Source organism: Vagococcus sp. JNUCC 83, from assembly GCF_053667615.1.
Genome location: NZ_CM132204.1, coordinates 1,987,929 through 2,013,722 on the forward strand (window position 1 = coordinate 1,987,929; position 25,794 = coordinate 2,013,722).

General features: G+C 32.7%; 21 protein-coding genes. 10 read left to right on the top strand and 11 right to left on the bottom strand.

All coding sequences use genetic code 11. The features are described from left to right. Positions 1 to 17: 17 nt before the first annotated feature. From JNUCC83_RS09580 to JNUCC83_RS09600, 5 genes are all read right to left on the bottom strand, one after another. Entirely contained in the window at positions 18 to 1,349 is a 1,332-nt protein-coding gene (locus JNUCC83_RS09580; RefSeq protein WP_454459815.1) for a C1 family peptidase, read from the bottom strand. A gap of 25 nt (positions 1,350 to 1,374) precedes the next feature. Continuing rightward, positions 1,375 to 2,793, bottom strand: a complete 1,419-nt coding sequence (locus JNUCC83_RS09585; protein ID WP_454459816.1) for an APC family permease — start codon at positions 2,791 to 2,793, stop codon at positions 1,375 to 1,377. A gap of 479 nt (positions 2,794 to 3,272) precedes the next feature. Next, positions 3,273 to 4,898 carry an amino acid ABC transporter ATP-binding/permease protein gene (locus tag JNUCC83_RS09590; protein WP_454459817.1) on the bottom strand — a complete coding sequence of 542 codons (1,626 nt, stop codon included), beginning with the start codon at positions 4,896 to 4,898 and terminating at the stop codon, positions 3,273 to 3,275. Continuing rightward, positions 4,891 to 6,636: an ABC transporter ATP-binding protein/permease gene (locus JNUCC83_RS09595; protein WP_454459818.1), complete on the bottom strand. Its 1,746-nt coding sequence runs from the start codon at positions 6,634 to 6,636 to the stop codon at positions 4,891 to 4,893. The genes JNUCC83_RS09590 and JNUCC83_RS09595 overlap by 8 nt, the downstream gene beginning before the upstream one ends. Then, positions 6,633 to 7,031, bottom strand: coding sequence for a YbaN family protein (locus JNUCC83_RS09600; RefSeq protein WP_454459819.1), 399 nt, complete (start codon positions 7,029 to 7,031; stop codon positions 6,633 to 6,635). The genes JNUCC83_RS09595 and JNUCC83_RS09600 overlap by 4 nt, the downstream gene beginning before the upstream one ends. A 179-nt stretch (positions 7,032 to 7,210) precedes the next feature. Here JNUCC83_RS09600 and JNUCC83_RS09605 point away from each other — a divergent pair, with 179 nt between their 5' ends. The 3 genes from JNUCC83_RS09605 (at position 7,211) to JNUCC83_RS09615 (ending at position 11,548) form a co-directional block, all read left to right on the top strand. Continuing rightward, entirely contained in the window at positions 7,211 to 8,782 is a 1,572-nt protein-coding gene (locus JNUCC83_RS09605) for an Nramp family divalent metal transporter (protein ID WP_454459820.1), read from the top strand. 137 nt (positions 8,783 to 8,919) lie between these two features. Further along, on the top strand, positions 8,920 to 10,113 hold the full coding sequence (locus JNUCC83_RS09610; RefSeq protein ID WP_454459821.1) for an MFS transporter: 1,194 nt from the start codon (positions 8,920 to 8,922) through the stop codon (positions 10,111 to 10,113). Between the two features lies 1 nt (position 10,114). Then, the gene (locus JNUCC83_RS09615) at positions 10,115 to 11,548 is read left to right on the top strand and encodes an amidohydrolase (RefSeq protein WP_454459822.1); all 1,434 of its coding nucleotides are present in this window, start codon (positions 10,115 to 10,117) and stop codon (positions 11,546 to 11,548) included. A 141-nt stretch (positions 11,549 to 11,689) separates the two neighbouring features. Here the strand turns inward: JNUCC83_RS09615 and JNUCC83_RS09620 are convergent, their stop codons facing one another. The 3 genes from JNUCC83_RS09620 to JNUCC83_RS09630 all read right to left on the bottom strand — a co-directional run bounded on the left by JNUCC83_RS09620 (position 11,690) and on the right by JNUCC83_RS09630 (position 14,336). Further along, on the bottom strand, positions 11,690 to 12,553 hold the full coding sequence (locus tag JNUCC83_RS09620) for an SDR family oxidoreductase (RefSeq protein ID WP_454459823.1): 864 nt from the start codon (positions 12,551 to 12,553) through the stop codon (positions 11,690 to 11,692). Positions 12,554 to 12,724: 171 nt separating this feature from the next. Then, the gene (locus JNUCC83_RS09625) at positions 12,725 to 13,681 is read right to left on the bottom strand and encodes a tRNA dihydrouridine synthase (RefSeq protein WP_454459824.1); all 957 of its coding nucleotides are present in this window, start codon (positions 13,679 to 13,681) and stop codon (positions 12,725 to 12,727) included. An 82-nt stretch (positions 13,682 to 13,763) separates the two neighbouring features. Further along, a complete protein-coding gene (locus tag JNUCC83_RS09630) occupies positions 13,764 to 14,336 on the bottom strand; it encodes a TetR/AcrR family transcriptional regulator (protein ID WP_454459825.1) in 573 nt (190 codons plus the stop codon). 94 nt (positions 14,337 to 14,430) lie between these two features. On the opposite strand from JNUCC83_RS09630, the gene JNUCC83_RS09635 reads away from it, so the two are divergent. Then, complete coding sequence (locus JNUCC83_RS09635; protein ID WP_454459826.1) at positions 14,431 to 15,330, top strand: ferric reductase-like transmembrane domain-containing protein; 900 nt, start codon at positions 14,431 to 14,433, stop codon at positions 15,328 to 15,330. A gap of 179 nt (positions 15,331 to 15,509) precedes the next feature. Here the strand turns inward: JNUCC83_RS09635 and JNUCC83_RS09640 are convergent, their stop codons facing one another. Beyond that, positions 15,510 to 16,751: an IS256 family transposase gene (locus JNUCC83_RS09640; RefSeq protein ID WP_454459153.1), complete on the bottom strand. Its 1,242-nt coding sequence runs from the start codon at positions 16,749 to 16,751 to the stop codon at positions 15,510 to 15,512. Positions 16,752 to 17,278: 527 nt separating this feature from the next. On the opposite strand from JNUCC83_RS09640, the gene JNUCC83_RS09645 reads away from it, so the two are divergent. From JNUCC83_RS09645 to JNUCC83_RS09670, 6 genes are all read left to right on the top strand, one after another. Then, positions 17,279 to 18,145, top strand: a complete 867-nt coding sequence (locus tag JNUCC83_RS09645) for an ArdC-like ssDNA-binding domain-containing protein (RefSeq protein ID WP_454459827.1) — start codon at positions 17,279 to 17,281, stop codon at positions 18,143 to 18,145. Between the two features lie 73 nt (positions 18,146 to 18,218). Next, positions 18,219 to 18,407, top strand: a complete 189-nt coding sequence (locus tag JNUCC83_RS09650) for a type II toxin-antitoxin system HicA family toxin (protein ID WP_454459828.1) — start codon at positions 18,219 to 18,221, stop codon at positions 18,405 to 18,407. Positions 18,408 to 18,458: 51 nt separating this feature from the next. Then, complete coding sequence (locus JNUCC83_RS09655) at positions 18,459 to 18,890, top strand: hypothetical protein (RefSeq protein WP_454459829.1); 432 nt, start codon at positions 18,459 to 18,461, stop codon at positions 18,888 to 18,890. Positions 18,891 to 18,901: 11 nt separating this feature from the next. After that, positions 18,902 to 19,624, top strand: coding sequence for a DNA/RNA non-specific endonuclease (locus JNUCC83_RS09660; RefSeq protein WP_454459830.1), 723 nt, complete (start codon positions 18,902 to 18,904; stop codon positions 19,622 to 19,624). 472 nt (positions 19,625 to 20,096) lie between these two features. Then, positions 20,097 to 20,351, top strand: coding sequence for a type II toxin-antitoxin system RelB/DinJ family antitoxin (locus JNUCC83_RS09665; protein WP_454459831.1), 255 nt, complete (start codon positions 20,097 to 20,099; stop codon positions 20,349 to 20,351). A 123-nt stretch (positions 20,352 to 20,474) separates the two neighbouring features. After that, the gene (locus JNUCC83_RS09670) at positions 20,475 to 21,146 is read left to right on the top strand and encodes an IS6 family transposase (protein ID WP_454459832.1); all 672 of its coding nucleotides are present in this window, start codon (positions 20,475 to 20,477) and stop codon (positions 21,144 to 21,146) included. A gap of 35 nt (positions 21,147 to 21,181) precedes the next feature. Here JNUCC83_RS09670 and JNUCC83_RS09675 read toward each other — a convergent pair whose 3' ends face one another. Both JNUCC83_RS09675 and JNUCC83_RS09680 read right to left on the bottom strand, forming a co-directional pair. Then, positions 21,182 to 21,523 (bottom strand): hypothetical protein, encoded by a 342-nt coding sequence (locus tag JNUCC83_RS09675; RefSeq protein ID WP_454459833.1) that lies wholly within the window; start codon positions 21,521 to 21,523, stop codon positions 21,182 to 21,184. 468 nt (positions 21,524 to 21,991) lie between these two features. Then, the gene (locus JNUCC83_RS09680) at positions 21,992 to 25,477 is read right to left on the bottom strand and encodes a BspA family leucine-rich repeat surface protein (protein ID WP_454459834.1); all 3,486 of its coding nucleotides are present in this window, start codon (positions 25,475 to 25,477) and stop codon (positions 21,992 to 21,994) included. Positions 25,478 to 25,794: the final 317 nt, after the last annotated feature.

A 25,794-nucleotide genomic window follows, 5' to 3' on the forward strand; every position in this document is an offset into this window, starting at 1 on the left:
TTTCTATTAATAAACGCTTAGGCAATTGGATTCATAGGATTCCAAAATGGTAACTCGACTGGTTCTGTTGATAGAGCAGTTCTTTGTTCATCTGTTAAGTAATCTTTTTTAACAACCACTTCAAAAACAAATTCTTCCATCCATTTGTCATCCATCACACAGTAACCTTTGTCACCGATTTTATCTCCCCAACTATTTTCAACTTTCCATTTAGTTGGCATATCATCTACGATATTGACACCACCAATCACCATAGCATGTGTTGGTAAGCTTTCTTTGTAGTTGAATCGGTCCCCTTTTGTCATTGAAAAGTCAATATTAAATAGGTCTTCAAATTTATATAAATCATGAGACATGATTCCTTTTTGACGGTCAAAATGTTTTAATACGTCACAACCAAACCAAACTGGTTCACCAGTTTTTAACTGTTTAATTGTTGCGTTTTTCAACTCATCTATTTCAATGTTTAAATAACGATTTGGTGTACCTCCTACCATGTTTCCTGATAAAGCCACTTCATAGACTTTACCAAATGGCATATTTTCAGCTGGTACATTAATCAAGCCAACATAGTCTGTCACATCAATATCGATGTAATCTGTATAAAGTTGTTGTGGGGTTAATCCTTGATAAGAAGTGTATTTTTTATCTTTATCTCTAAACGTAAAATCAATTGTTTTTGGTGGTGTGCCTAGAGCAATAGATAATAATCTGTATACTTCAGATAAACTTTTTTCGATGTAATCATTGATTGCAGATTCTGTGGCGTTGTCTTTAACGAGTTGTCGTAACTCAACAGCGTCACGTCTTAATTTACGATTCAACATCGTGTTTAATTCAGCTGATGTGATGCTACAATTTGAGTCATTCATTTCATAGATTGGTACAACACCATATTTTTCAACTAAAGAAGTAATTAAATTCCAATCGCCACCATCTTGTTGTGGGGAATTAATTAAAAATTGCACGTTACGACTAGAAATTGGTTCGCTAGCTGTATTAAGAATATTTTGATAGAAGTAATTTGCTTTTTCTAATTTGTCATAGAAAAATAGATAATTTTGTGATAATTCAAAATTTTCAATATTGTATTGTTTCTCTAATTGGAAACGAATGACATTTAAACAAGCAAACATCCAACAACGACCACTTTGATTTTGATTGGTCACTTTATGTGAATCAATGTCGATAGAAAAATTAAAGTTTGCATCATCAATCGCGCGAATGTTTTCAGATGCTTTAAAAATACCGTTTGTTGTTGCTGCTGTTTGAGCAATCTCGTTTGCTCTGTCATCACTAAATAATTCTTGCATTTGATTAATTTGATTGAAAGTTAATTCTTTTGTCATAGTAAAACACTCCATTCATTTGTTTTTATTTTGTTGATGCATGTGTTGGGGCACTTTGGGTAGTCGTTGCCACTTTGTTAGTTAATTTTGCTGTTGCTTGAGCAACTTTACCTTTTGGTGTTTGTGATGCTGATGGTGAATCTGGTTTGTTTTTAATACTGGTGTAATACATAATTAAACCGACAATAAAGACACCTAAAATAAGTAACAGTACGTCTAATCTAAAGTTAGTTAATAAATACATTGAAATAATCAAGGCAATAATTGGAATGGTATCTCCTCCCTTTAAAGAGAATCCATTATTTGGAAATTGTTTTGTATGTTTAAATTTAATCACGGCTAATATAGATGGAACATATTGGATAAATGATGCTAATACGATTGCTGCTACTAAGAAGATATAGCTAAATGACACTAAGAAAATACTAATAATCATCGTAATAATGACCGCAATATAAGGTGCATCATTTTTATTTCTTTTACCAACAGCTGATGGTAAAAGGTTATGCTCTGTTGATAAAGAGGCAGCTAAAACCGGTGTATTAAATGATACGGCAAATGCCACACCAAAAATTGAAATAATCATCCCAAGAACAATAAGTACATAAGCCCAATGACCAATAGAAGAATTTAATGCTTGAGCAATAGGGATATCAAATTTTGCAATACTTGGTCCTAAGATACCAATCGCTGTTGCTTGTACTAACACATAAATAACAGTCACACTAGACATAACGGCGATTAATGCTTTAGGAATATTTTTTTCTGGATTATTCATTTGTCCAGCAGCAACTGGGATAAAAGAGAATCCAGTAAACATGTAAAATACCACGCTAAAGGCTTGACCAAAGTGACCAAAGAAACTACCTGTTGTTTTCACATTTTCAGGTACAATAGGTGTAAAGTGTGCTGTTTTAATAAAGAACACACCAGTAACAAGGAAAAATACTAATGTAGCGATTTTAATAATAGAAGACACATTGTTTATTTTTTTTACAATGCTTGTTCCAAATAAATTAACAATACTTAAAAGAACAATAATTCCTATTGGAAAAGCATATTTTGCAATAGGATTATCTAAAACTGGGTACATGCTTTTTAATGTTCGATGTAGAGCTACTGACTCTGCTGTAAATGTCAAACACCCTAAAAACCAAGAAAATAATCCAATTTGAAATCCTGTAAATTTACCAAAGGCATTGTAGGAATAGAGCCAAGCTGCTCCTGAACCTGAAAACCGACTTGATAAATCTGCATAACACAATGCAACCATGCTCACTGTTAAAGCTGCAGTAAGTAGAACCAAGATACTCATTACCCCAATGTTTTTATAAATCTGCTGTGGTAATAAAAATGCACCTGATCCAACAATCGCATTGATACCTAAAAAATAAATTGACGTAAACGTCAACTTTTTATTAGGAGTTGCTGTTTTCGCACTCATGACATATCATCTCTCCTCTTCATCCACTTCTCATGAATTCGTTTTTAATATCGTTTGTGAGTAAATCATAACTCTTTTTATTTATAAAAACAATCTTTGGTACATTTTACGAAAAAATATCACAATAAATATATTTATTAGTCATTTTATAAATAAATTAGAATTATATGAGTTTTAAAAACGAACGATATGTGTGCGAGTTATAACTTAAATAATCTAAATTTGATTATTACTTGATTAAATCATTAAAATATTTGGACTCTATCTAAAAGCATTCTCACTTTCGTCATATTACTTTTTTTAGTCAAAAAAATAACTAACTTATTTCAATATTTTTGTATAAAAAGTTATTTTATACTCTATTAGTGACAAAGATAGATAATTAGTCACTGACGGCTTAACACAACTATTTAGTACTCAAATTAATAAAAAAATAGCAACTAACAACCCGTCATAATGACAAATTGCTAGTTGCTATTTTATAAATGAATGATGTGATCAGCTGATGACAAAGACGTCTCACGATGAGAGACCATCACTATTAATTTTTTATGACGTTCTCTTTCAATCGCTCGCAAAATAATTTGTTCATTCAGGTAATCCAAATGACTAGTTGGTTCATCAAGTATCATGACAGGTGCATCATGTAAAAAAAGCCTAGCCAAACCTATACGCTGTTTCTCACCATCGGAAACATCACGTTGTCCTTGTTTAATTTGCGTATCATAACCTTCTGGTAAAGACATAATCCATTCATGGATAGATGCTTTTTTCGCTGCGGCTTGTATCACTTCATCAGTGGCACTTGATTTTCCTAAACCGATATTTTCTTTAATAGTGCCACTAAATAAATCAGTTGTTTGTGACATATAACCTTCAATTTGATAAATATCTCTTGTATTAATCGTCTTAATATCACGCTCATTAATTGCGACTTGACCACTGGATACATCAAAAAATCGCATTAACAAATACAATAAGGTACTCTTACCTCGACCACTGGGCCCTTGTATTCCAATGAATCCTTTCTTAGGAAAATCAAGCGTTATATTATCTAAAATCAATGTCTCTTGTTTATAGCCAAACGATACATCTGATACAGTTAATGACTCAAAGTCTATTTTATCGACTGGCGCGGCATGTGTTATCTCATTAATAGCTGGTTCTTCATCCATCACTTGTTTTAAGCGTTTGGCCGAAGAAAAAGTCGACAATAATTCATTTCCTAACATACTCAATGGAATAAATGGACCAAAAGAACTCATAAAAACAACCGTTGCTATTACTAATTGGTCCGGTTTAATATGTAATAAAATGCCTAATAAAACAAACCATATTGTTCCTAAAGCCATACTTAATTCCATATACCACTGAATACTCCTCAATTGTCCTGTTTTTTTTAAAGACAGCCTATTAAGAACATCCCCTCGATGGTACAATCGATGCAACATGTGATCTTTTAAACCAAATTGTTTAATATCTTTCTTTCCTTCACTCATTTCAATCACTGTTTGGTTGAGCTTAGACAAGCTTGTTTTATAATCATCACCAATGTGTACTGCTTGTCTATATTGTACACTGGGCAAATATACACCCATCAATACATAAATACCTAAAGCAATTAAGCCCAATACTAAATGAATATGACTAAAATAAATAACTAACCCTAATCCCATGATTGAAGCAATCAGCACAGGGGAAACAGTATGAGCAAAAAATATTTCCAACATCTCTACATCACTGGTAATTAAAGCGATATAATCACCTTTAGCTCTTGATAATAATTTTGCAGGAGCAAGTGTTCGTAATTTTTTAAATAATACATGTCTAACATCTGCCAATGTATGAAAAGCAATAAAATGATTCATATATTGCTCTGCATACCTAGCAATACCTCTCAATAAAACGGCACAGACTAAACTAAATATTAACCATGAAAAATTACTAATACGTGAGGCAGTCATTACCGTCACAACACTTACATAAGGGATATAAATAACACAACAATAACTAATGACTCCCATTAAAACAGCTGTCAATACACGAAGTGGGATTTTTTTGATAAAAGACAACAACCATTTTACTGTGTCAATCGTTTCATTCATCTTCATCCCTCCCTAGTAATTCTTTTTCTGATAGTAAAAAACTATTATATAGGCTTGATTGTTTAACAAGCTCATTATGTGTCCCAGCTACAAGTAGCTCCCCGTCACTAAACACTAAAATATGATCCATCTCTTTGACTGTGTATAAACGATGTGAAATAAAAATGACTATTTTATCAACTGACAACAGGCTTATAGCTTCTAACATTGCTTGTTCGCTTTGACTATCTACACTTGATGTGATTTCATCAAAGATATAAATAGCCTTATCTGAAAGAAGTGCTCTAGCTAGCAAGAGTCGTTGCCTCTGACCACCTGATAAATTTTTTCCATTTGTTTGAACAAGGTATTCTAACTGTTCACTCTGTTCTTTAAAAAATTCTGCTAGTTTAACATCATCTAACACTTGCCATAAGTCATCATCAGTTGCATCTGGCCTACCCATCAGTAAATTATCTTTAATAGTCCCTTCAAATAAATAACTTTTTTGATTAACAACAACGATATCATCTTGCATATCAGAAAGACTTAATAAATGCCCCTGATTGTCATACCCATTAATCATACCAAGAGGTGTCGTATACTCACCCGTCAATAATTTACTTAGTGTACTCTTTCCTGAACCCGATTGACCAATCACTCCATATATATGTCCTTTTTCAAATACTGTACTGACTTTTTTTAAAGCATAGCTATCATCGTCATCATAACTAAATGACACTTGTTCTAATACTAGACGTACCGGAATAGCCACGTTTTTATCACGATTTACCTGAAATATCTCGCTATCAGGGCTTTCTAGATAATCGAATAACCGTTTGGAAGCACTGATACCATTCATTGCCACATGAAAAAAAGAGCCTAGCTGACGTAGCGGAATAAAAAATTCTGCTGCTAATAAAATAAAAATTAGCATTTGTGTTAAACTAATCATCCCGTTAACGTATCCCGATAACGCTAATACAATCCCTATAGCAGCACCACCGTATGCAATAATATCCATCACAATCAATGAATTTAACTGCATTTTTAATAAATTCATTGTTGCTTGACGAAACGTTTCTGCTCGTTGGTCCATTTCACGTTGTTTCATCCCATCTTGTGAAAATATTTTTAGTGTGGTCAATCCCATTAGATTTTCATAAAATTGCTCACCTAAAATAAGGTAGCCATCCCAATATTCCCCCAATATTCTCTTTGCAATTTTCATTATAGCTACAATGGATAACGGGATTAAAGGAATACACAACAACAACATAATTGCAGGCTTTAAATACATAAAAGCTAACACAAAAAACACGGTTAAACTAGACAGTAAACAGTAAAAAAATTGTGGGATAAAGCGTGAAAAATAATGTTCTAACTGCTCAACCCCTTCAACTGATAACTGGGTTAATTCTGTATCATTTAATGTTTGATGACGGACATCTACATTTAAACTTTTAGTTAGCACCGCTTTTCTAACGTCCAACCTTAAGCGACTAGACGCAAAATGCGTGCAGTGAGCTTGCCAATTATTAGCTATAGATTTTACGATTAAGCTGACTACAATCACTCCAACAAAACTAATCAACATTAAAGAAGAAACCTTATTTTTTGTATAATACTGAGCAAGCGTTACACAGACAATGCTGACAGTCGCAATATTAGCCAGTAGAGTTGCCCACTTAGAAAGAACAATACCAACAATGTATTTTTTATCATCTTTCAATAGATTCATTAGCTGTTTATTAATCATAAGTCGATACCTTCTGCTTTTGTTAATTTAACTTTTTTCTTACTTGAAAAATAGATTCTAAAGAAAATGACATGACCGACAAATACACAAATCAAAGCTATGCGCATCACCGTATTTGGAACGAATACAAAGGGAATTGCTAATAAGCAAAACACTGTTACCAGTATTTTTAATTGTTGTTTTTTGGTCATCTTTTTTTCAACTATATACTCTTCAACGTATTGTTTGTACCATTTTGTTTTAACAAAATAATCATGTACTTTTTTTGAACTGTTTAACCAAAAAAAAGAGGCCGCTAAATAAAATGGAACAGTAGGTAATAAAGGTACAATTATTCCAATCGTTCCAAAGATAAATGTCACACACCCCAAAATAAAAAATACTATACGCTTCATTCGGTTTTCCCTCACTTTTATTCGTTAGTATACCCATTCTAATTGAAAACCATTCTCATTGTCAATTGAATGTTTATTTTTTCACATTCAGTCCCTTATTTTCTTCAATAAACTTTCCTTTCACATTTAATGGTTTAAGTGTATGATATGTACAGAAAAAAATAAAAGGAGGTATGATGATGAGTGACCCTCATAATAATCATGAACCACATAAACTCATTGCCCACACAAATGGGAGATCCCTTGAAGAAATTAATGGTTCTGTGGAAGTCCCAACTGGAAAAGGGTTTTGGCGAACACTACTAGCCTACTCTGGTCCTGGAGCCTTAGTCGCTGTGGGGTATATGGATCCTGGTAATTGGTCAACATCTATTACGGGTGGACAAAATTTTCAATATCTTTTGATGTCTGTTATTTTGATGTCTAGTTTAGTAGCTATGTTGCTACAATATATGGCGGCTAAGTTAGGGATTGTCACCCAAATGGATTTAGCACAGGCAATTCGGGCTAGAACAAGTAAAAAATTAGGCATTATTTTGTGGATTTTAACCGAGCTAGCAATTATGGCAACAGATATCGCAGAAGTTATTGGGGCAGCGATTGCCCTTTACTTACTCTTTGGTATTCCATTACTGTATGCTGTACTGATTACCGTATTTGATGTGTTGCTATTATTACTTTTAACAAAAATCGGATTTAGAAAAATTGAAGCACTCGTTGTGTGTTTGATTTTCGTCATTTTATTTGTTTTCACTTATCAAATTGCTTTATCTAATCCTTCATGGGCAGCAGTGTTTGAAGGGTTTATTCCGACAAAAGATACCTTTGCTGATTCACCAAAAATTGGAGGGCAAACACCATTAACCGGAGCATTAGGAATTATTGGTGCAACAGTGATGCCACATAATTTATACTTGCATTCAGCTGTGTCACAAACAAGAAAAATTGATCACTCCGATGAAAATCGAGTAGCCGAAGCTGTGCGTTTTTCTACTTGGGACTCAAACATTCAATTAACTATGGCATTTTTTGTCAATGCTCTATTGTTAATTATGGGTGTTGCTGTATTTAAATCTGGAACAGTTAAAGATCCTTCTTTCTTTGGTTTATATGAAGCCTTATCTGACCCAAGCACCTTAAGTAATGGACTACTTGTATCTGTTGCAAAATCAGGAGTGTTGTCAACCTTATTCGCTGTTGCGCTATTAGCTTCAGGACAAAATTCGACAATTACCGGAACATTGACTGGACAAGTGATCATGGAAGGATTCATTCATATGAAGCTACCAACATGGTTAAGACGATTAGTCACACGTTTAATATCTGTTATCCCAGTGGTTATTTGTGTCATGATTACAAGTAAAAAAGGGACTTTGGAAGAACATGAAGCCTTGAATAATTTAATGAACAATTCCCAAGTTTTTCTAGCTTTTGCCCTTCCGTTTTCTATGATACCACTACTGATGATGACAAATAGCGCAGCCGAAATGGGGTCTCGCTTTAAAAATAGTTGGTTGGTGAAACTTTTTGGTTGGATTTCTGTGATTGGACTAACTTATCTAAACTTAATTGGGTTACCAGGACAGCTAGAAGCTTTCTTTGGTGATAATCCTAGTGAAACAGATTTAACGTTAGCCCACAGTATCGCCTATGTACTTATCGTAGGAGTACTATTACTTTTAGCGTGGACCATATGGGATTTATATAAAGGTAATAAGCGGATTGTTGAACAAAGTAAACATAATCAATAAGTTGGGCTAATAAAGTCCAACTTTTTTTATATAATCACATATTTTTTATTGTCATTTTCAATTAATGTATGTATTATTAAATAAACATTAGAATACTTTAATATTTAAATCACACTTATCAAGAAGGAGCTAAACGTATGGAGAAACAAACCCGTAACAAAAAAACTAATCCTATTTGGATTGTTTTATCACTAATGGCAGGATATTCCATTATATATATGGATAAAAGTATGATTTCTACTGCTATTATTCCTATTGCTTCAGAATATAGCTTAGACTCTGCTCAGACGGGCCTAATTATGTCATTTTTCTTTCTAGGGTATTCACTCATGCAGATTCCTGGTGGATGGTTAGCAGATAAAATAGGGGCAAAAAAAGTCTTGATGCTCTCTTTATTACTAGTCGCAATTTTTTCAGCTATGTTTGGACTGGTTGGCGCATTAACTGCCTTCATTTTTGTCAGATTTTGTGCAGGTATAGGTCATGCTGGTTACCCTTCAAGCGTTACAAAAGCTGTATCTACTAATTTTGCACCCGAGAAAAGAACATTGATTCAATCCATCATCCTATCGACTTCTGGTATTGGTGGAATCCTTGCGTTTACTTTAGGGGCGCATCTTATAAATATCAATTGGCGATATGCCTACTTTGCATTAAGTAGCTTATTTATTTTATCTATATGTTTAATCTTTATCTTTGTACCGCGTGATACACCTAATAACCAACAGACGAAAGAGAAAGTCCCTTTTTCAAAGATTATATTTAATCGTAATGTGATTTTTCTTTTTTTAGCAATGTTATTACAAAACTTCTTACTGTATGGAAACATGTCTTGGTTGCCATCTGTTTTATCTCAAAAATTTGGGTTGGATTTAAAGAGCGTTGGGTATCTGTTAGCTATCAATGCCTTTTTCCAAACAATTGCCACCATGTATACTGGTGTGTTGCTCTCTAAACTATTTTTAGGTAAAGAAAAACAATACATTGTTTTAGCCACATCGATAACGGCTGTCCTAGTCATTGCATTTATCTTTTCAAACAATTTAATTCTATCTATGGTTTTCTTAATTTTAGTCAGTATGATCTCGGTAAGTGCTTTTACAGCGATGTTTACTCTACCACACAAGTTAATAAATCCAGAGATTATTGGCTCTTCTATTGGTTTTATCAATACTGGAGGGACTTTAGGAGGTTTCTTAGCCCCTATGATTTTAGGCCAACTCATTAAAGTGGGTGGCGGATCATTTACCTTATCATTTATTTTTATGGCTATCGCTAGTGTATTAGCCGGTTTGCTAATTTTATTTGGAATAAGAAAGGAAGAAAAATAATATGGAAAATGCAAAACAACGAATCACTGATTTAATTGAGCAAAAAAGAGATATTTTTACTGAGGCTGCAGATAAAATATGGGAAACCCCTGAAACACGATTTGCTGTTGAACAATCTGTACAACCTTTTTATGATATTTTAGAAGACGAAGGTTTTACGATTGAAAAAGGATTAGCAGATATGGACCATAGTTTTGTCGCTACGTACGGTTCTGGAAAACCAGTTATTGGGATATTAGCTGAGTATGATGCATTAAGCAATTTAAGTCAGGTTGCTGATTTAGGTGAACAAAAAGCACAAGTACTAGGTGGAAATGGTCACGCATGTGGACATAATTTACTAGGTACAGGTGCCTTAGCTGGAGCGGTTGGTATAAAAGATTACATGGAAGAAAATAACTTATCAGGTACCATCAAACTTTTTGGCTGTCCGGCAGAAGAAAGTGGCTATGGAAAAGCTTTTATGGCAAGAAGTGGGCTATTTGAGGATGTCGACTCTGCTTTGTCATGGCACCCTTGGGATATTAATGGCATTTGGTCAATTAGTAGCTTAGCAGTTTATCAAATATATTATCGTTTTAAAGGTATTGCTGCTCATGCTGCTGCGGCTCCTGAATACGGTCGAAGTGCATTAGATGCGGCTGAATTAATGAATGTCGGTGTGCAGTTTTTACGTGAGCATATCATTGACGAAGGGCGCGTCCACTATGCTTTTAAAGACGTCGGAGGAGACTCTGCAAATGTGGTTCAACCATCTGCCGAACTCCATTATTTTATCCGTGCACCAAAAATTGAACAAGCCAATGACATTTTTAAACGTGTCACACGAATCGCTGAAGGAGCTGCCTGGATGACTGAAACAGAACTAGAGATTGAGTTCGACTCTGCCTGTTATGACTACATTCCTAACAAAGCTATATCAACAATCATGCAACAAAATCTAGAAGAATATGGAAACACAAACTTAACAGCAGCCGATCAAGAATACGCCAAAAGATATTATGATACACTATCTGATGCGACAAAAGAGCATCTCATCACTCGAGCAAAACAAGTCAACCCCGAATTATCCGATGAAGAGGCAAAAAAATTAGGTAGTCTGCCTATTTCAGAACAAGTAACACCTCTTGTTTTCTCAGATGAAACACAAGGGTCAACGGATGTCGGAGATGTAAGTTGGGTTTGTCCAACTGCCCAAGTATTTATCGGATGCGAACCCCAAGGAACACCCGCTCATAGTTGGCAATGGGCTGCCAATGGAAAATCAAGTGTGGCACATAAGGGACTGATTGCTGCAGGAAAAGTCATAGCGACCACGGCTTATGATTTATTAACCCACCCTGAATTAATCGAAAAAGCCAAAGAAGAACATCGTGATCAATTAAATGGTAAAACATATATCTCAGCTATTCCAGAAGATGTGTTACCAAAATAAAAAAATGAGGCTGACCCAAAAATCTTAAAATAGAAAAATCCCATGAAATCAGTTTATTAAAACACTGACTTCATGGGATTTCTGTTTTGTTAGTTTAGTGATTTTCATTTAAAAACTTACTTTTGGGTCAGCCTCATTTTTTTAGCCGTTTAGTACCGCGCCACCGTTAACATGTAAGCATTGCCCACTCATATAACTACTATCTTGATTAGATGCTAAAAACACAAAACTTGGTGCGACTTCATACGCCTCACCACAACGTTTCATTGGTGTATCTAGCCCAAAATCGTCGTGCGTCATGCCTTTCATTGTGGCAGGGATTAATGGTGTCCAAATAGGTCCTGGTGCGACACAGTTAACTCTAATTTTTTTATCGATAAATTCTTGACGAACTGATAAAGAACGAGTATAACCAACCACTGCACTTTTTGTAGTCGAATAAGTCAATAAATAAGGATGCCCTCTATACGCATTCACAGATGCATTATTTATGATAGATGCCCCTTCATTAAAGTAAGGGAATAAATATTTTGTAAAATACATAAAACTATAAATATTAGTTGAAAACTCACGATGTATTTCTCTCTCTGTAATATCAACAATACTGTCTCTTTCATGTTGTTCAGCTACATTATTAACTAAAATATCAATGGTTTTAAACTGTTCAATAAAATAATCAACCGCTTCTTTTACAACGTGTTCATAGCCTACATCGCCTTTGTAAAGATACACTGTTGCACCTAGCTCCTCTGCACGTTGTTTTACTTGTAGAGCGTCCTCATCGTTTTCATGATACACAATACCAATATCCGCTCCCTCATGAGCAAACGCAATAACAATTGCTGCCCCTATGCCACTGTCTCCTCCAGTGACGATAGCTTTTTTTCCACTGAGTTTGTTTGCAGATAAATAATTAGGATCTTCAATCAATACATTTGTAGACATACTCTTACTATTATCTTTTTGATGATAATCTTCTTTGGGATGATTTAATGATTTTTCCATTATCAGCACTCCTTTTTATATAACTCTTATTAAGTAAAAAATAACTATGTAAAGAATAATATCACTAAAAGTGTCGTTTTATTAAATGATAACCACTATAAAAGTAAATTATACTTATTGTTATATATAAAAAGGGTATTTTTGGCATTAAAAGTAGCATATTTCTTTCTATCACGCAAAAAAATCATCTAATAACTGACGTACTTCGTCAGTTGATTTAGTATTCATTAGACTAACGCGTAGATCACTCGCCCCAGGAAATCCTTTAACATAAATTTTAAAGAAACGATGCAAACCAACAATCGAACGTGGGACTTTTTTGGCATAGACATCTTGCAAATCTAATTGTAACCGTAATAAGCCTAATAGCTCTTCTGTAGAATGATTTCGTGGCTCTTTTTCAAACGCATAAGGATTTTTAAAAATCCCTCGTCCTATCATCACACCATCCATACCATATTTCTCCACTAATTCTAATCCCATTTGACGGTCTAAAATATCACCATTAACAGTGATAAGTGTCTGTGGAGCAACAGCATCTCTTAGTTTTAAGATTTCTGGAATTAACTCCCATTTTGCTGGAACCTTACTCATTTCATCTCGTGTTCTTAAATGAATCGATAAGTTAGCGATATCTTGTTGTAAAATATGTGTTATCCAATCAATCATCTCATCTTGTGAGTGATAGCCAATACGTGTTTTCACACTAACTGGTAGTCCACCTTCTTTTGCTGCAGCGATTAACTCTGCCGCGACTTCAGGACGTAATATTAGTCCACTACCTTTTCCGCGTGTTGCCACATTGGGAACCGGGCACCCCATATTAATATCGATCCCTTTAAATCCCATCTCTTTTAGTTCTCTACTCATCTGTCTAAAGTATTCAGGGTTGTCGCCCCAGATGTGTGCCACAATTGGCTGTTCATCTTCTTCAAACACTAACCTACCTTGAACACTTTCTTTACCATCAGGATGACAAAAGCTATCCGAATTAGTAAACTCTGTAAAAAAAACATCTGGTGCTCCGGCTTCTTTCACAACATGACGAAATACTACATCTGTCACATCCTCCATTGGTGCTAAAATAAAAAATGGCCTTGGTAAATCTTGCCAAAAATTTGTTGTCATATATTATCTCCGTTCTAATTTCCGATTAATCAGTCACTTGATATTATACTCATAATGAGAAAAAGACGCAAAAATGGAACTCTTATTTATTCGATTCACCTAAAATACCTGTTAACCAATATTCCATTCCTTTTTTAAAAGAAAATTCAATGTCTTCCATATTGTCTTTCTTATTCATATAACTATCTATAGATTCCTTTAATGATGTGTTCACTAAAGTCCCTAGTAGATAACTATGGAAATTAATCATTCCCATATAAGACTTTTCTTCTGAAATTCCAAACGCTTGAAGACTTTTTAATAAATACATACATGTATCGGCATGTTCCTTGGACATATGATAGCCTTTACCTGAAATGACTTCCACAACAAAAGGAAATTTTTTCAACATACTATAATAATTAATCGAAAATGTTACAAGGCTATCTTTATTTATCATGTTCACTTGCATCGAATTTATTTTACTATAGACTTCTTCAACCATTTTACTAACAAGTTCATCTTTGTTTTTAAAATACCAGTAAATTGCTGGTACTTGAACATTCAAAGACATAGCTAAATCACGCATTGTAAAAGATTTTACAGTCTCTTTTTCTTCCATGAGCAAAAAAGCTTGTTCTAATATTTTTTCACTCGTTAAATTTCTTTTTTTCAATTTATCACATCCTCTGTTACATTATATCATTTACTTTTTAATTTAATTATGTTAAATTAACTTAACAACATTAAATTAAAAAGGAGGGTTAATAATGAATGCTCTAATAGAATTCATTACATTTACTTTATTAAGTCTAACAATTTTAATTAGTACACGACCAAAAAAACTATTTAATAGTATAACGTTTAAAAACGCTTATATTTTTCATGCTGTATTAGGTGTTCTTTCTTGTTTTAGCTTAAATCTATATATTACACAATTTAGTCATTCTTTGCTAAAACAAAACGTGTGGCTGATTTTAGGAATGATGTTGACTTTATTTTCTGGTATCTTTGGTCTAACTAGTTTGATTCTTAAATATTTCCCAAAAGTGTGGCAATTTAGAGATAAATACATCAAACGATCAATGTCTCTTTGGATACATCGTTTATCTCTTATAATTTACCTAATTATTTTTATTAGCATTATAAAACATAGTTTAAATCAACAGAATTATCCAAAAATAGCAATCTATTTCTTTATGTTCTTTCTTGTTTCAATAAGATTCTTTTACTACCAACAAAAAATTAAACATAACTTTATTTATAAGGTTAAAGAAAATGAAAAAATTACCCATAATACCAATAGGCTTATACTAGAACCAATTTCTAAGTCTTTACCAGCTTTATATAATCAATTTATTTTTATACAATCAAAAAATGAGTTGATTCTAAAAGAAAGCCATCCTTTTTCTGTAGTGAATAGTAGTCCTCAACATATTGAGCTATTGATTAAACAATTAGGAGATGAAACAAATCACATTGACCATCTTACTAATCAATCAACCTTTTACGTTGAAGGAAGTTATAATAACATGTCAAAACTAACAACTCAAAATGCGGACTTACTGATAATCGCAGGTGGAATTGGAATTAGCCCTTTTATAGGACAATTAGAAAACCTAACACTTCAAGGAAAAAGAAAAGTTCATATTATTTGGAGTGTTTCTTAGGGTTTGTCAAGTTAAGTGTGTAAGTAATTTTAAATAATAATAGAACGACAATTTGACAATGAGTCGTCCTGTGATAATCTTCGAGGATAAGAGGGCATTTTTAATAAAGCTCTTGTCCCGATAAAAATTCACAGGACGAGAGACTCGTTGTCAAATTATATATATCCAACCTATTTTGATTAGTACCGATTATATTTTTCAACTCGTTTTGAAAAAGAATCATTAACAGTTAATTGATTAAGCACCATAGCCCAATTGTGAACGTGTCCACCTTCCCATTTACTTTGAAGTTCTTTTACTCGAAGATATAGCAGCTTAAGAAGGGCATTCTCATTAGGGAAAGCGCCTTTTTTAGTTACCTTACGGAAACTTGAATGAACACTCTCTACAGCATTTGTTGTGTACATTATTTTTCGAATAGCTGATCCATAATCAAATAGTTGTTCAACATGTTGAAAATTTCTTTTCCAAACATCAACAGCTCCTGGATAAATAGCCCACTTTGTTTGAAAGGTATCAAAAGCTGTTTGAGCAGCTTTTAAAGAAGAAGCGCTGTAAAAAGACTTCATATCCTTACAAACTTCTTTATAACTCTTACTTGGTACATAGCGAAGGGCATTTCTAACTAAATGAACTAAACAACGTTGAACCACAACGCCTGGGAAAATAGCTTTAGCACCATTTTCAAGTCCTGATACGCCGTCCATTGAAATAAATAGAATATCTTCAACTCCACGCTCTTTAATCTCATCAAAAATCTGCATCCATCTGTTTTTTGATTCTGTTTGATTTAACCAAAGGCCTAAAATTTCTTTATTTCCTTTTAAATCATAGCCAAGAATTGTATACACTGCACATTCTTTCACTTCATAATTTTCTCTTAGAGTGACATACATACAATCAACAAACAAGAAGGCATAGCATTTGGCCAGAGGTCTGATTTGCCATTCCTCAAGTTCTGATAATATTTGATCTGTGATATCCGACACCATGTCATGAGAAATAGTAAAGCCATAAATATCTTCAATTGTCGAGGCAATATCTCGTTGACTCATGCCTTTGGCATACATAGAAAGAACTTTACTTTCAATACTTGAAACGTCTTTGCTTCTTTTAGGAATAATTTCTGGTTCAAAAGAAGCATCTCTATCTCTTGGAACCTGAATGTCTAATTCACCGAAACTTGTTTTTAACTTTTTATTTCCATATCCATTCCGTCTGTTTTGAGTTTCTTTTTCTTGTCTTGACTGATTCTCATAACCTAAATGATTATCTAATTCTCCACGTAGCATAGCTTCAAACATCGGTCCAAAAACATCTTTTAAAGCTTCTTGCATATCTTCAACCGATTCTGGTTGATAGATGTCAATAATTGATTGAGCTAACTTCGCTGATTTTTGGTCTCTTTTCTTTTTAGCCACAGCTTCTCACTCCTTTAATCTATTGTAAAAAAAGAAAAACCGCGAAGCAACCCACTACCTAGGATGGTAGGTTACTTACACAGTTTATATTACACTCTCAATCAAGACAGACAAGAACAACCTACTTTTAATGAACCACCTTATTTTAATACTCCTTAACTGCATTTAACACATGTGACACAATGTTGCATGTGTTTTTATATTGATTTAATGTCTTTCCAGAACACTATCTGTTCGCTTGTAGATAAAACACCTATTTTTCAAAAAAAACAAGGGGCGTAAAAATTTTTACTTCACGCTACGCTATAAAATTTTTTACTACAGCATTCCCTTGTTTTGTTTTCAAATAGGTATCTACTAAAACCAGCGAACGATACTTGTACACTGGAAAGAATGACTCATTAAATTCAATATAAGAGGACACAGCTTTGCAACTATTTGTATGTGTTAAACAAAGTCAAAAGAAGCGAACTTCCTCTTGTGCCTAAAATGAATGAGTTTTAAAAAGAAAAAAAGGAGAGGTTAACATGGCAAAATTAACTGAAATCATTCAAAATTTAACAAATCAAGCGAAAGAGGAAATTAAACAGGTTGCAACAAGTGAAAAGGACATACAAGAATTTTTAGACTTTCAAGCAAATTTTTATACTTACAGTATCAACAATCAATTATTAATTTATCGCCAACGTAGAGGGGCTACATGTGTATTAGGATTTAGCGAAATTAAAAAACAAGGCTTACAATTATTAAAAGGTTCAAAAGCAATCAAAATTTTAGCTCCTTTAATTTACAAAGAAAAAGACGAAAACGGAAAAGAAAAATCGGTCATTAAAGGCTTTAAATATGTTAATGTTTTCGACTTAACACAAACTAACTTAGACCCTGAAAAATACCCAAATTATTACCCAAATAAACCGATTAATTTTAAAGCTAATAATGTCAATATAAAGGATTTTAATAATAGAATTGATAAATTAACTTATTTACTTAATACGAGTATAAAATTAGATAATAGCGATAAGTTAAGAGGAGCTAGAGGGGGTTATTTTTTAAATGACCACACTATTTTATTAAACAATGGAAACACGCCTACTCAAAATATAAAAACAGCCATTCATGAATTAGCTCATGCAAAATTACATCACATTGGAAGCAAACGACACCATGACACAAAAGCTATCAAAGAAACACAAGCTGAAATGACCGCTTATATCGTTTGTCGATACTTTGGGATAGATACATCAAATTATAGTATTAATTACATTTCAAATTGGAGCGAAAAATTAACAGCGATTGACAAAGAAGAACTAATACCAGTTTTTGATGATATTCAAAAGACAGCAAAAGAGTTTATAACAATCTTAAACGAAGAAAAAAAAGAGAAAACAGCTTAATTTTTATATAAAAGTATATATTATATACACTTTTATATAATTTAGTGATATAATATAGTAAAGGAGAAACGATATGACAATCACTGGCAAAGAACTACTAAAACTAGCTAAAAAAAATGGTTGGGAAGAAATACGAACTAATGGCTCACATCATCGACTTAGAAATAAAAAAACGAATGAAAAAGTGACTATTGCCGTTCATTCAAACAAAGATATTCCCATAGGTACAGAAAAAGAAATACGAAAGAGATTAGGCTTTTAAACAGCCTAGTCTCAACAAAACTATCTATAAATACTAAAGGAGAATAAAAGCATGAATAAAAATGAATTGGTTTATCCTATTGTGATAAAAAAAACAGAAAACACAGGGGAAAATGATTATCTTGTTACTAGTCCGATTAAAGATTTGAATATAATAGCAACAGCTTCTAGCTTTAATGAAGCTCTACGTGTTGGGCAATCGTCAATTGAATTTACATTATTTGATATGTACGAAGAAAATATCATTTTTCCGAAAATATCAGAAGATGAATTAATTAGCATTGAAATGAATAAGAAAAAAGATGATATTATTTCTTATGTCAGAACAGACTTAAACCAAGTATTAAATAAATTTGGTAATAAACCAATTAAAAAAATGATTTCAATTCCAGAATACCAAGAATTTTGGTTAAAAAATAATAATATTAGTTTATCTAAATTCTTGCAGGAAGCTATCGAAAGCAAAATAAGTCTAGAAAATTAGAGGTATCCTAAATGAGAAAGAAAAAAATCTTTTTAACTATACTCACTACCATAATTTTTCTCTTAGGAGCATGTGGCAATGTTCGAACAGTTTTAAAAGACCTTGAACCTAATAATTCAACAAATAATAAGATAAAGGTAGCTACACAGGAGCAACCAGACCGTTTTAAAATTGAATATGCTGGTGGCTATCAAGAGATAGTCGTAGATAATAACATACCTTCATTTACAGATGATGAGCTATCTTTAAATAAAGGTGTATGGCAAACATTTTCTGATTTAGACCAATTAAATCGTGTTGGAGTTGCTAATGCACTAATTGGCAAAGAGTCCTTTCCTAAAGAAAAAAGAGAAGGACTTTCTTTTAAACCGACTGGATGGCATCAAAAACGATTAGATGATGGTCAGTGGCTCTATAATCGCTCACATTTAATCGGTTTTCAGTTGACTGGAGAGAATGACAACCCTAAAAATTTAATGACAGGGACAAGAAGTCTTAATACACCACATATGTTAAACTATGAAAATCAAGTAAAAACGTATATAGAAACAACTGAAAATCACGTACGATACAGAGTCACTCCAATATTTAAAGAGAACGAATTACTAGCTCGAGGAGTTCAGCTAGAAGCGAAAAGTATTGAAGATGATACTTTTTCTTTCAATGTTTATATTTACAACATACAAGAAGGCTATGACTTAAATTATACGTCTGGAGAGTCCACTAAATCATAAGAATAGGGGATTGATACATTTGAAGAGAAAATTTATGAGTATAGATACAAATAGAATCATAACATTTTATTTAGTACCACTGATTTTTATAATAATAGATTTAAAATTTATAAATTTAACTATTGATTTATTTAGACATTTAAACATAAGACCTAATTTAACAATTGAAATACTCGATTTCTCTATAAACACACGTTCAGCAAATTTTACAATTTATACTGTTTTCATATTTATGTTATCAATATCTTTACTTTTTTTTAATTGCGTATATGTTGATTATATGATGAGTATAAAAAAGTTTGAAAAAAACGAAGAAAAAGGAGTGCCTTAAAATGATTATTCTATCGATAATTTATTTACTCCTTTAAGAAAATGATAGAATCACGCTAAAATATAAAACGCACTTACTGTATAGCATTGCATATACAATCGGTGCGTTTTATGTTACTATATAGTCAAGGAGGAATGATTTATGGCACAAATTAATTTAAGATTAGATGATAGATTAAAAGAAGATTCTACAAAAATTCTAAATGACTTAGGCATGGATGTAACTGGAGCTATAAAAATTTTTTTAACTCAAGTAGTATTACAACAAGGTATTCCTTTTGATGTTAGCTTAAAAAAGCCAGATATACTAAAAGCATTGGAAGACATAGAAAATAATAACGTATCGAGTTTTGATAATATTAATGATCTAATGAAAGATTTAAACGATGAAAATTGAACGAACTGCAACTTTTAAAAGAAATTATAAATCACTTAAAAAGAAAAAGGTTCTGTTGCAAAGTTTTTAATTTAATCTAGTTTTAAGTTAGAATGAAGATAAAAGATGATTAGGAGCTTTCAAATGACTCATTTTAAAGGGAAACAATTCAAAAAAGATATTATTACCGTAGCCGTGGGCTACTATTTGAGATATAACTTGAGTTATCGACAAGTATCCGAAATTATGAGTGATCGTGGAATCACTGTTTGTCACACAACTATTTATAGATGGGTACAAGAATACAGTCGAATTCTTTATTGTCTATGGAAGAAAAGAAATAAGTCTGTCAATGATTCATGGAGAATGGACGAAACGTATATAAAAGTCAAAGGGAAATGGCATTATCTTTATCGCGCGATTGATTCATCCGGTCTTACGTTAGACGTTTGGTTACGAAAAAACCGTGATAAACAAGCAGCTTATGCTTTTTTTAAACGGCTAATCAAACAATTTGGAGAACCTAGAGATCTTGTAACAGATAAAGCCCCTTCGCTAAGTAGCGCCTTTAATCGGCTTAAATCAGAGGGAAAATTTAAGGACACTATCCATCGAACCAGTAAATATTTAAACAATATAATTGAACAGGATCATCGTTTTATAAAGAAACGTCATAAATCATTTCAGTCAATGAGGACAGCTTCCTCAACAATCAAAGGAATTGAAACAGTACATGCTCTATATAAAAAAAGCCAAAGAGACGGAAATCTCTTTGGCTTTTCAGTCATCACTGAAATAAACAATTTAGTGATATAGACTGTATAAGATTAACTCATATATAGAAATTGATTTTATTTTTTTAACTTTGCAACAGAACCATCAGAAGTGCTGGAATCGGAAATACTAGAACCGGAAGTACTAGAACCAGAAGTACTAGAATCGGAAGTACTAGAATCAGAAGTATCTGCTTTACTTTTTGTTTCTGTTAATGCCCTTTTTATTCCAATTTTATCTTCATCAGTTAGAGGAGATGTAGCGATAATATTATTTTGACTATCCTTCACTATGACACTATTATCATCACCAAAATAAATTATATTACCTTCGTATATTAAGTCCTTGTTAACAATTGAAGCATTTAATTTCATTAATGTGTTAATAGTCAAGCCACTATCTTTAGACAATAATTCCAAATAGTCACCCCATTTTATAACATAATGGGTATCACCGTATTTTATGTTAGTTGTTGTATTAGCAGTCCACTCTCGTTGTTCAGACCTAACTAAAATATCTCCGTTAGTTGAAAAAATTAACCCGAGTATACCAAAAGTGATGCTTTTAGAATAAAGTTTAAACAATATTTTTCTTGTTCATTTAATTACTCCTTTTTTATACATGTGATACTAGTTGAATTTTTTTTATTATTTACTTAATTATTATAACATTTTTTTATCTCACTTTTCTTTGTTTTATCACAAAAAATGGTCCTATTTTTGTCTTAAAATCCCCTGTTCGAGTTCACTATTATAGACATAAAAACACAAAATAAGGAAGTCATTAGGCAAGTAGATAATAAACGCTTATCTATCAGCTGTTTGACTTCCTTATTTTCAACAAATTAATGAACTAATTACTAGTTATTCATAAAGTTAACATTTAAATTATTTACTTTCTCTTATGTACAATCCTGGGTAAGAGCCATCGTATTCAGCCGATAAATTAGCGCTTGATGAGAAAACTTTGTTTGACTCTTTATTTATCCAACGACCGGTATACGGAAGTTGCGTAATCTCGGGTAGTCCAATATTTTGTGATTTAAATGTCATGTTTTCACCTAAATTAAGTGACGTTAATTTAGAAGTATTATAAAACATAGAACCCATATATTTTACGTTACGAGTATCCCAATTAGATAAATCTAATGTTTTAAGTGAATTTGCACTCGAGAACATTAATGTCATATCAGTTACATTTTTAGTGTTCCATGAATCAATATTAATTGATGTGAGGGCGCTATTATTATAAAACATCCTGTTCATGTCTTTTACATTACTGATATCCCAATTTTGTAAATCCAATGTTTTAAGCGAAACTGCGTCGTTAAACATTAATCCCATATCAGTTACATTTTTAGTGTTCCATGAACTAATATTAATTGATGTGAGAGAACGAGTATTAGAAAACGTAGAGTCCATATTTGTTACGTTACGAGTATCCCAATTGGATAAATCTAATGTTGTCAGTGAAGATGCAGCCTTAAACATACTTTGAATATCCGTTACATTCTGTGTTTTCAACGTAGTAAGATCCAATTCCTTAAGAGAAGAGGTCCCATAGAACATCCCTGACATGTCTGTTACTTTACTTGAATCAAGTTTGTCAAAATTTTTAATGGTTTTTAGGTTATACAAATTGCAAAACAAACCTTTCAAACTTGTTTTTGATGTTACTGGTTCACTAAATACAATGTGCTTAATTTTTTTTCCTTTTAACACTGGGTCGGCTTCAATATTCTCTTTAATATTACGGTCATAAGTTGTGTCAGGAAACTCACCTTTTCCAAAAGTAATCGTTTGAGTAGAATCATCCCATTCCCATGGTACTGTTCCAAATATTTTAGCGTTACTTTCTCTTATGTACAATCCTGGGTAAGAGCCATCGTATTCAGCCGATAAATTAGCGCTTGATGGGAAAACTTTGTTTGACTCTTTATTTATCCAACGACCGGTATACGGAAGTTGCGTAATCTCGGGTAGTCCAATATTTTGTGATTTAAATGTCATGTTTTCACCTAAATTAAGTGACGTTAATTTAGAAGTATTATAAAACATAGAACCCATATATTTTACGTTACGAGTATCCCAATTAGATAAATTTAATGTTGTTAATGAAGATGCCCATGCAAACATAGAACTCATATCTTGTACGTTACGAGTATCCCAATTAGATAAATCTAATGTTTTAAGTGAATTTGCACTCGAGAACATTAATGTCATATCAGTTACATTTTTAGTGTTCCATGAATCAATATTAATTGATGTGAGGGCACTATTATTATAAAACATCCTGTTCATGTCTTTTACATTACTGATATCCCAATTTTGTAAATCCAATGTTTTAAGCGAAACTGCGTCGTTAAACATTAATCCCATATCAGTTACATTTTTAGTGTTCCATGAACTAATATTAATTGATGTGAGAGAACGAGTATTAGAAAACGTAGAGTCCATATTTGTTACGTTACGAGTATCCCAATTGGATAAATCTAATGTTGTCAGTGAAGATGCAGCCTTAAACATACTTTGAATATCCGTTACATTCTGTGTTTTCAACGTAGTAAGATCCAATTCCTTAAGAGAAGAGGTCCCATAGAACATCCCTGACATGCCTGTTACTTTACTTGAATCAAGTTTGTCAAAATTTTTAATGGTTTCTAGGTTATACAAATTGCAAAACAAACCTTTCAAACTTGTTTTTGATGTTACTGGTTCACTAAATACAATGTGCTTAATTTTTTTTCCTTTTAACACTGGGTCGACTTCAATATTCTCTTTAATATTACGGTCATAAGTTGTGTCAGGAAACTCACCTTTTCCAAAAGTAATCGTTTGAGTAGAATCATCCCATTCCCATGGTACCGTTCCAAAAAAACCATCGGCATTAGGATTAGTGATGGTTACTTGAGCAGTTGCAACTTTGCCACCATCCATTGTTTTTGCGGTGATAGTAGCTTTACCAGCGGATTTTCCTGTGACCAAGCCTGAAGAAGAAACAGTCGCAATTGTATCATCACTACTAGTCCAACTTATTCCTTTGTTATCCGCATTATCTGGGGATATCTTTCCAGTTAACTGTTGGCTCTCTCCAATGCTCATAGTAATACTAGAAGGACTAATTGAAACGCCAGTTACTGATGATGGTTTGACTTGATAGTCTCCTTCTATATCAATAAAACGAGTACTGTAACTATAAGTAATTGGAGAATTGTTTTTTAATATTCCAGTAATTGACACAGTATATGTGTCATTAGGTATTATTTCGAACGTATTATTTGGTCTGAACGTCAAGGTTGAAAATCCTCCAACAGCATAGTAACCTGGCTTAGCGTTGGTAACTGTTATTTCTCCACCATTGCCATCATTTTTAATATCACTTACAATGTTTGTTCGATTATTTTTAATCGTAACTGTAGCGCTGTCTAATAACTTGTACGACTTTTCATTAAAGTGAACTGACCAACGCATATTTTTTTCATACTTGCTCTTGATTGTTTCATCTTGTGAATTTTTATAGTAATCACTCATGTATGGATTATCTTGATTATATAATTGGATAGGAAAATATGTTTCAGTAGGCCATTGTGTAATAAAATCATCTGTATATTTTGTGGAAATTCCAGGATAATCTGAAGCTGTATAAACCGACGTATAAAAATTGGCTGTTTCTGTCGATAGTGCTCCATTAGCTTTCGCATAACCAGCTCCCAGTTCTGATGCACTCATGCCTAATAACCACGTTCTATGACCCGTAGATTTATTTCCACTTCCATAATCTGTAAAAAAACCATTTATGTGGGACGTAAATGTCTCTTCTTTGAATGAGGAATGAATTTGTGAACTACTTGTCGCATTTGTAGCTATATTCCAAAATTCTTGAGGCATATCCTTTGGTTTAACTTCATTTACAAGGTTATGTGTTTGTTTTCTTACTGAGGCCATCCCAATGGATCCATGTTGGGTAAATTCCATCGCTTCTCTAGAGTAAGGAGCAGGTTTTAACTTAGCCAAGGATCTATAAAAGTTAATTTGATCAGCCACGCCTTCTTGATAACCTGGAGCAAAAGTACCTAACGAGTAAGTTCCGTTGCTTAATATAGGATTAACAGAGAACTTGTTTCCACTTGGAATACTACTAAAAATATTTTGATAATCCGATTGAATTTTTTTTATATCAGTAACTTCATTTTCAGGTAAAAAAATAGTATTTCTTTTATTAATTATTGAACGACTATTAATATTGCCTATCGGTGATTCTAAAGGACCAACCGTATCAGATATATTTGGAATCTTTAACTCTGCGAATACCGTATCGCTCGAAGTGTAAGTAATTCCGAAAATTAAAATACAACTAACTAACCATTTTTTCATATGAAACTCTCCTTTTTTAAACAAGATGTGAAATTAAATACATAAACAAAAACTTTCTATAGTTATATGTAATCGACTGTTAATATTGGACGATCAAATACTCTTAACTGACTCAATAAAGCTATTTATGCATACCACCTTCCTTTCTTTTTCATTATAATTGTAAATTAACAACTATTAATAGTATATTATCTAGTTAATAGTGTACTATAACTAAGTTTTTTCTCAATCAACTATGGAAATTAATCTTAATCCTCCCGTTATATAACTTTGCAATAGAACATATTTAATCACATCAGAGTAACAATCGTAAATAA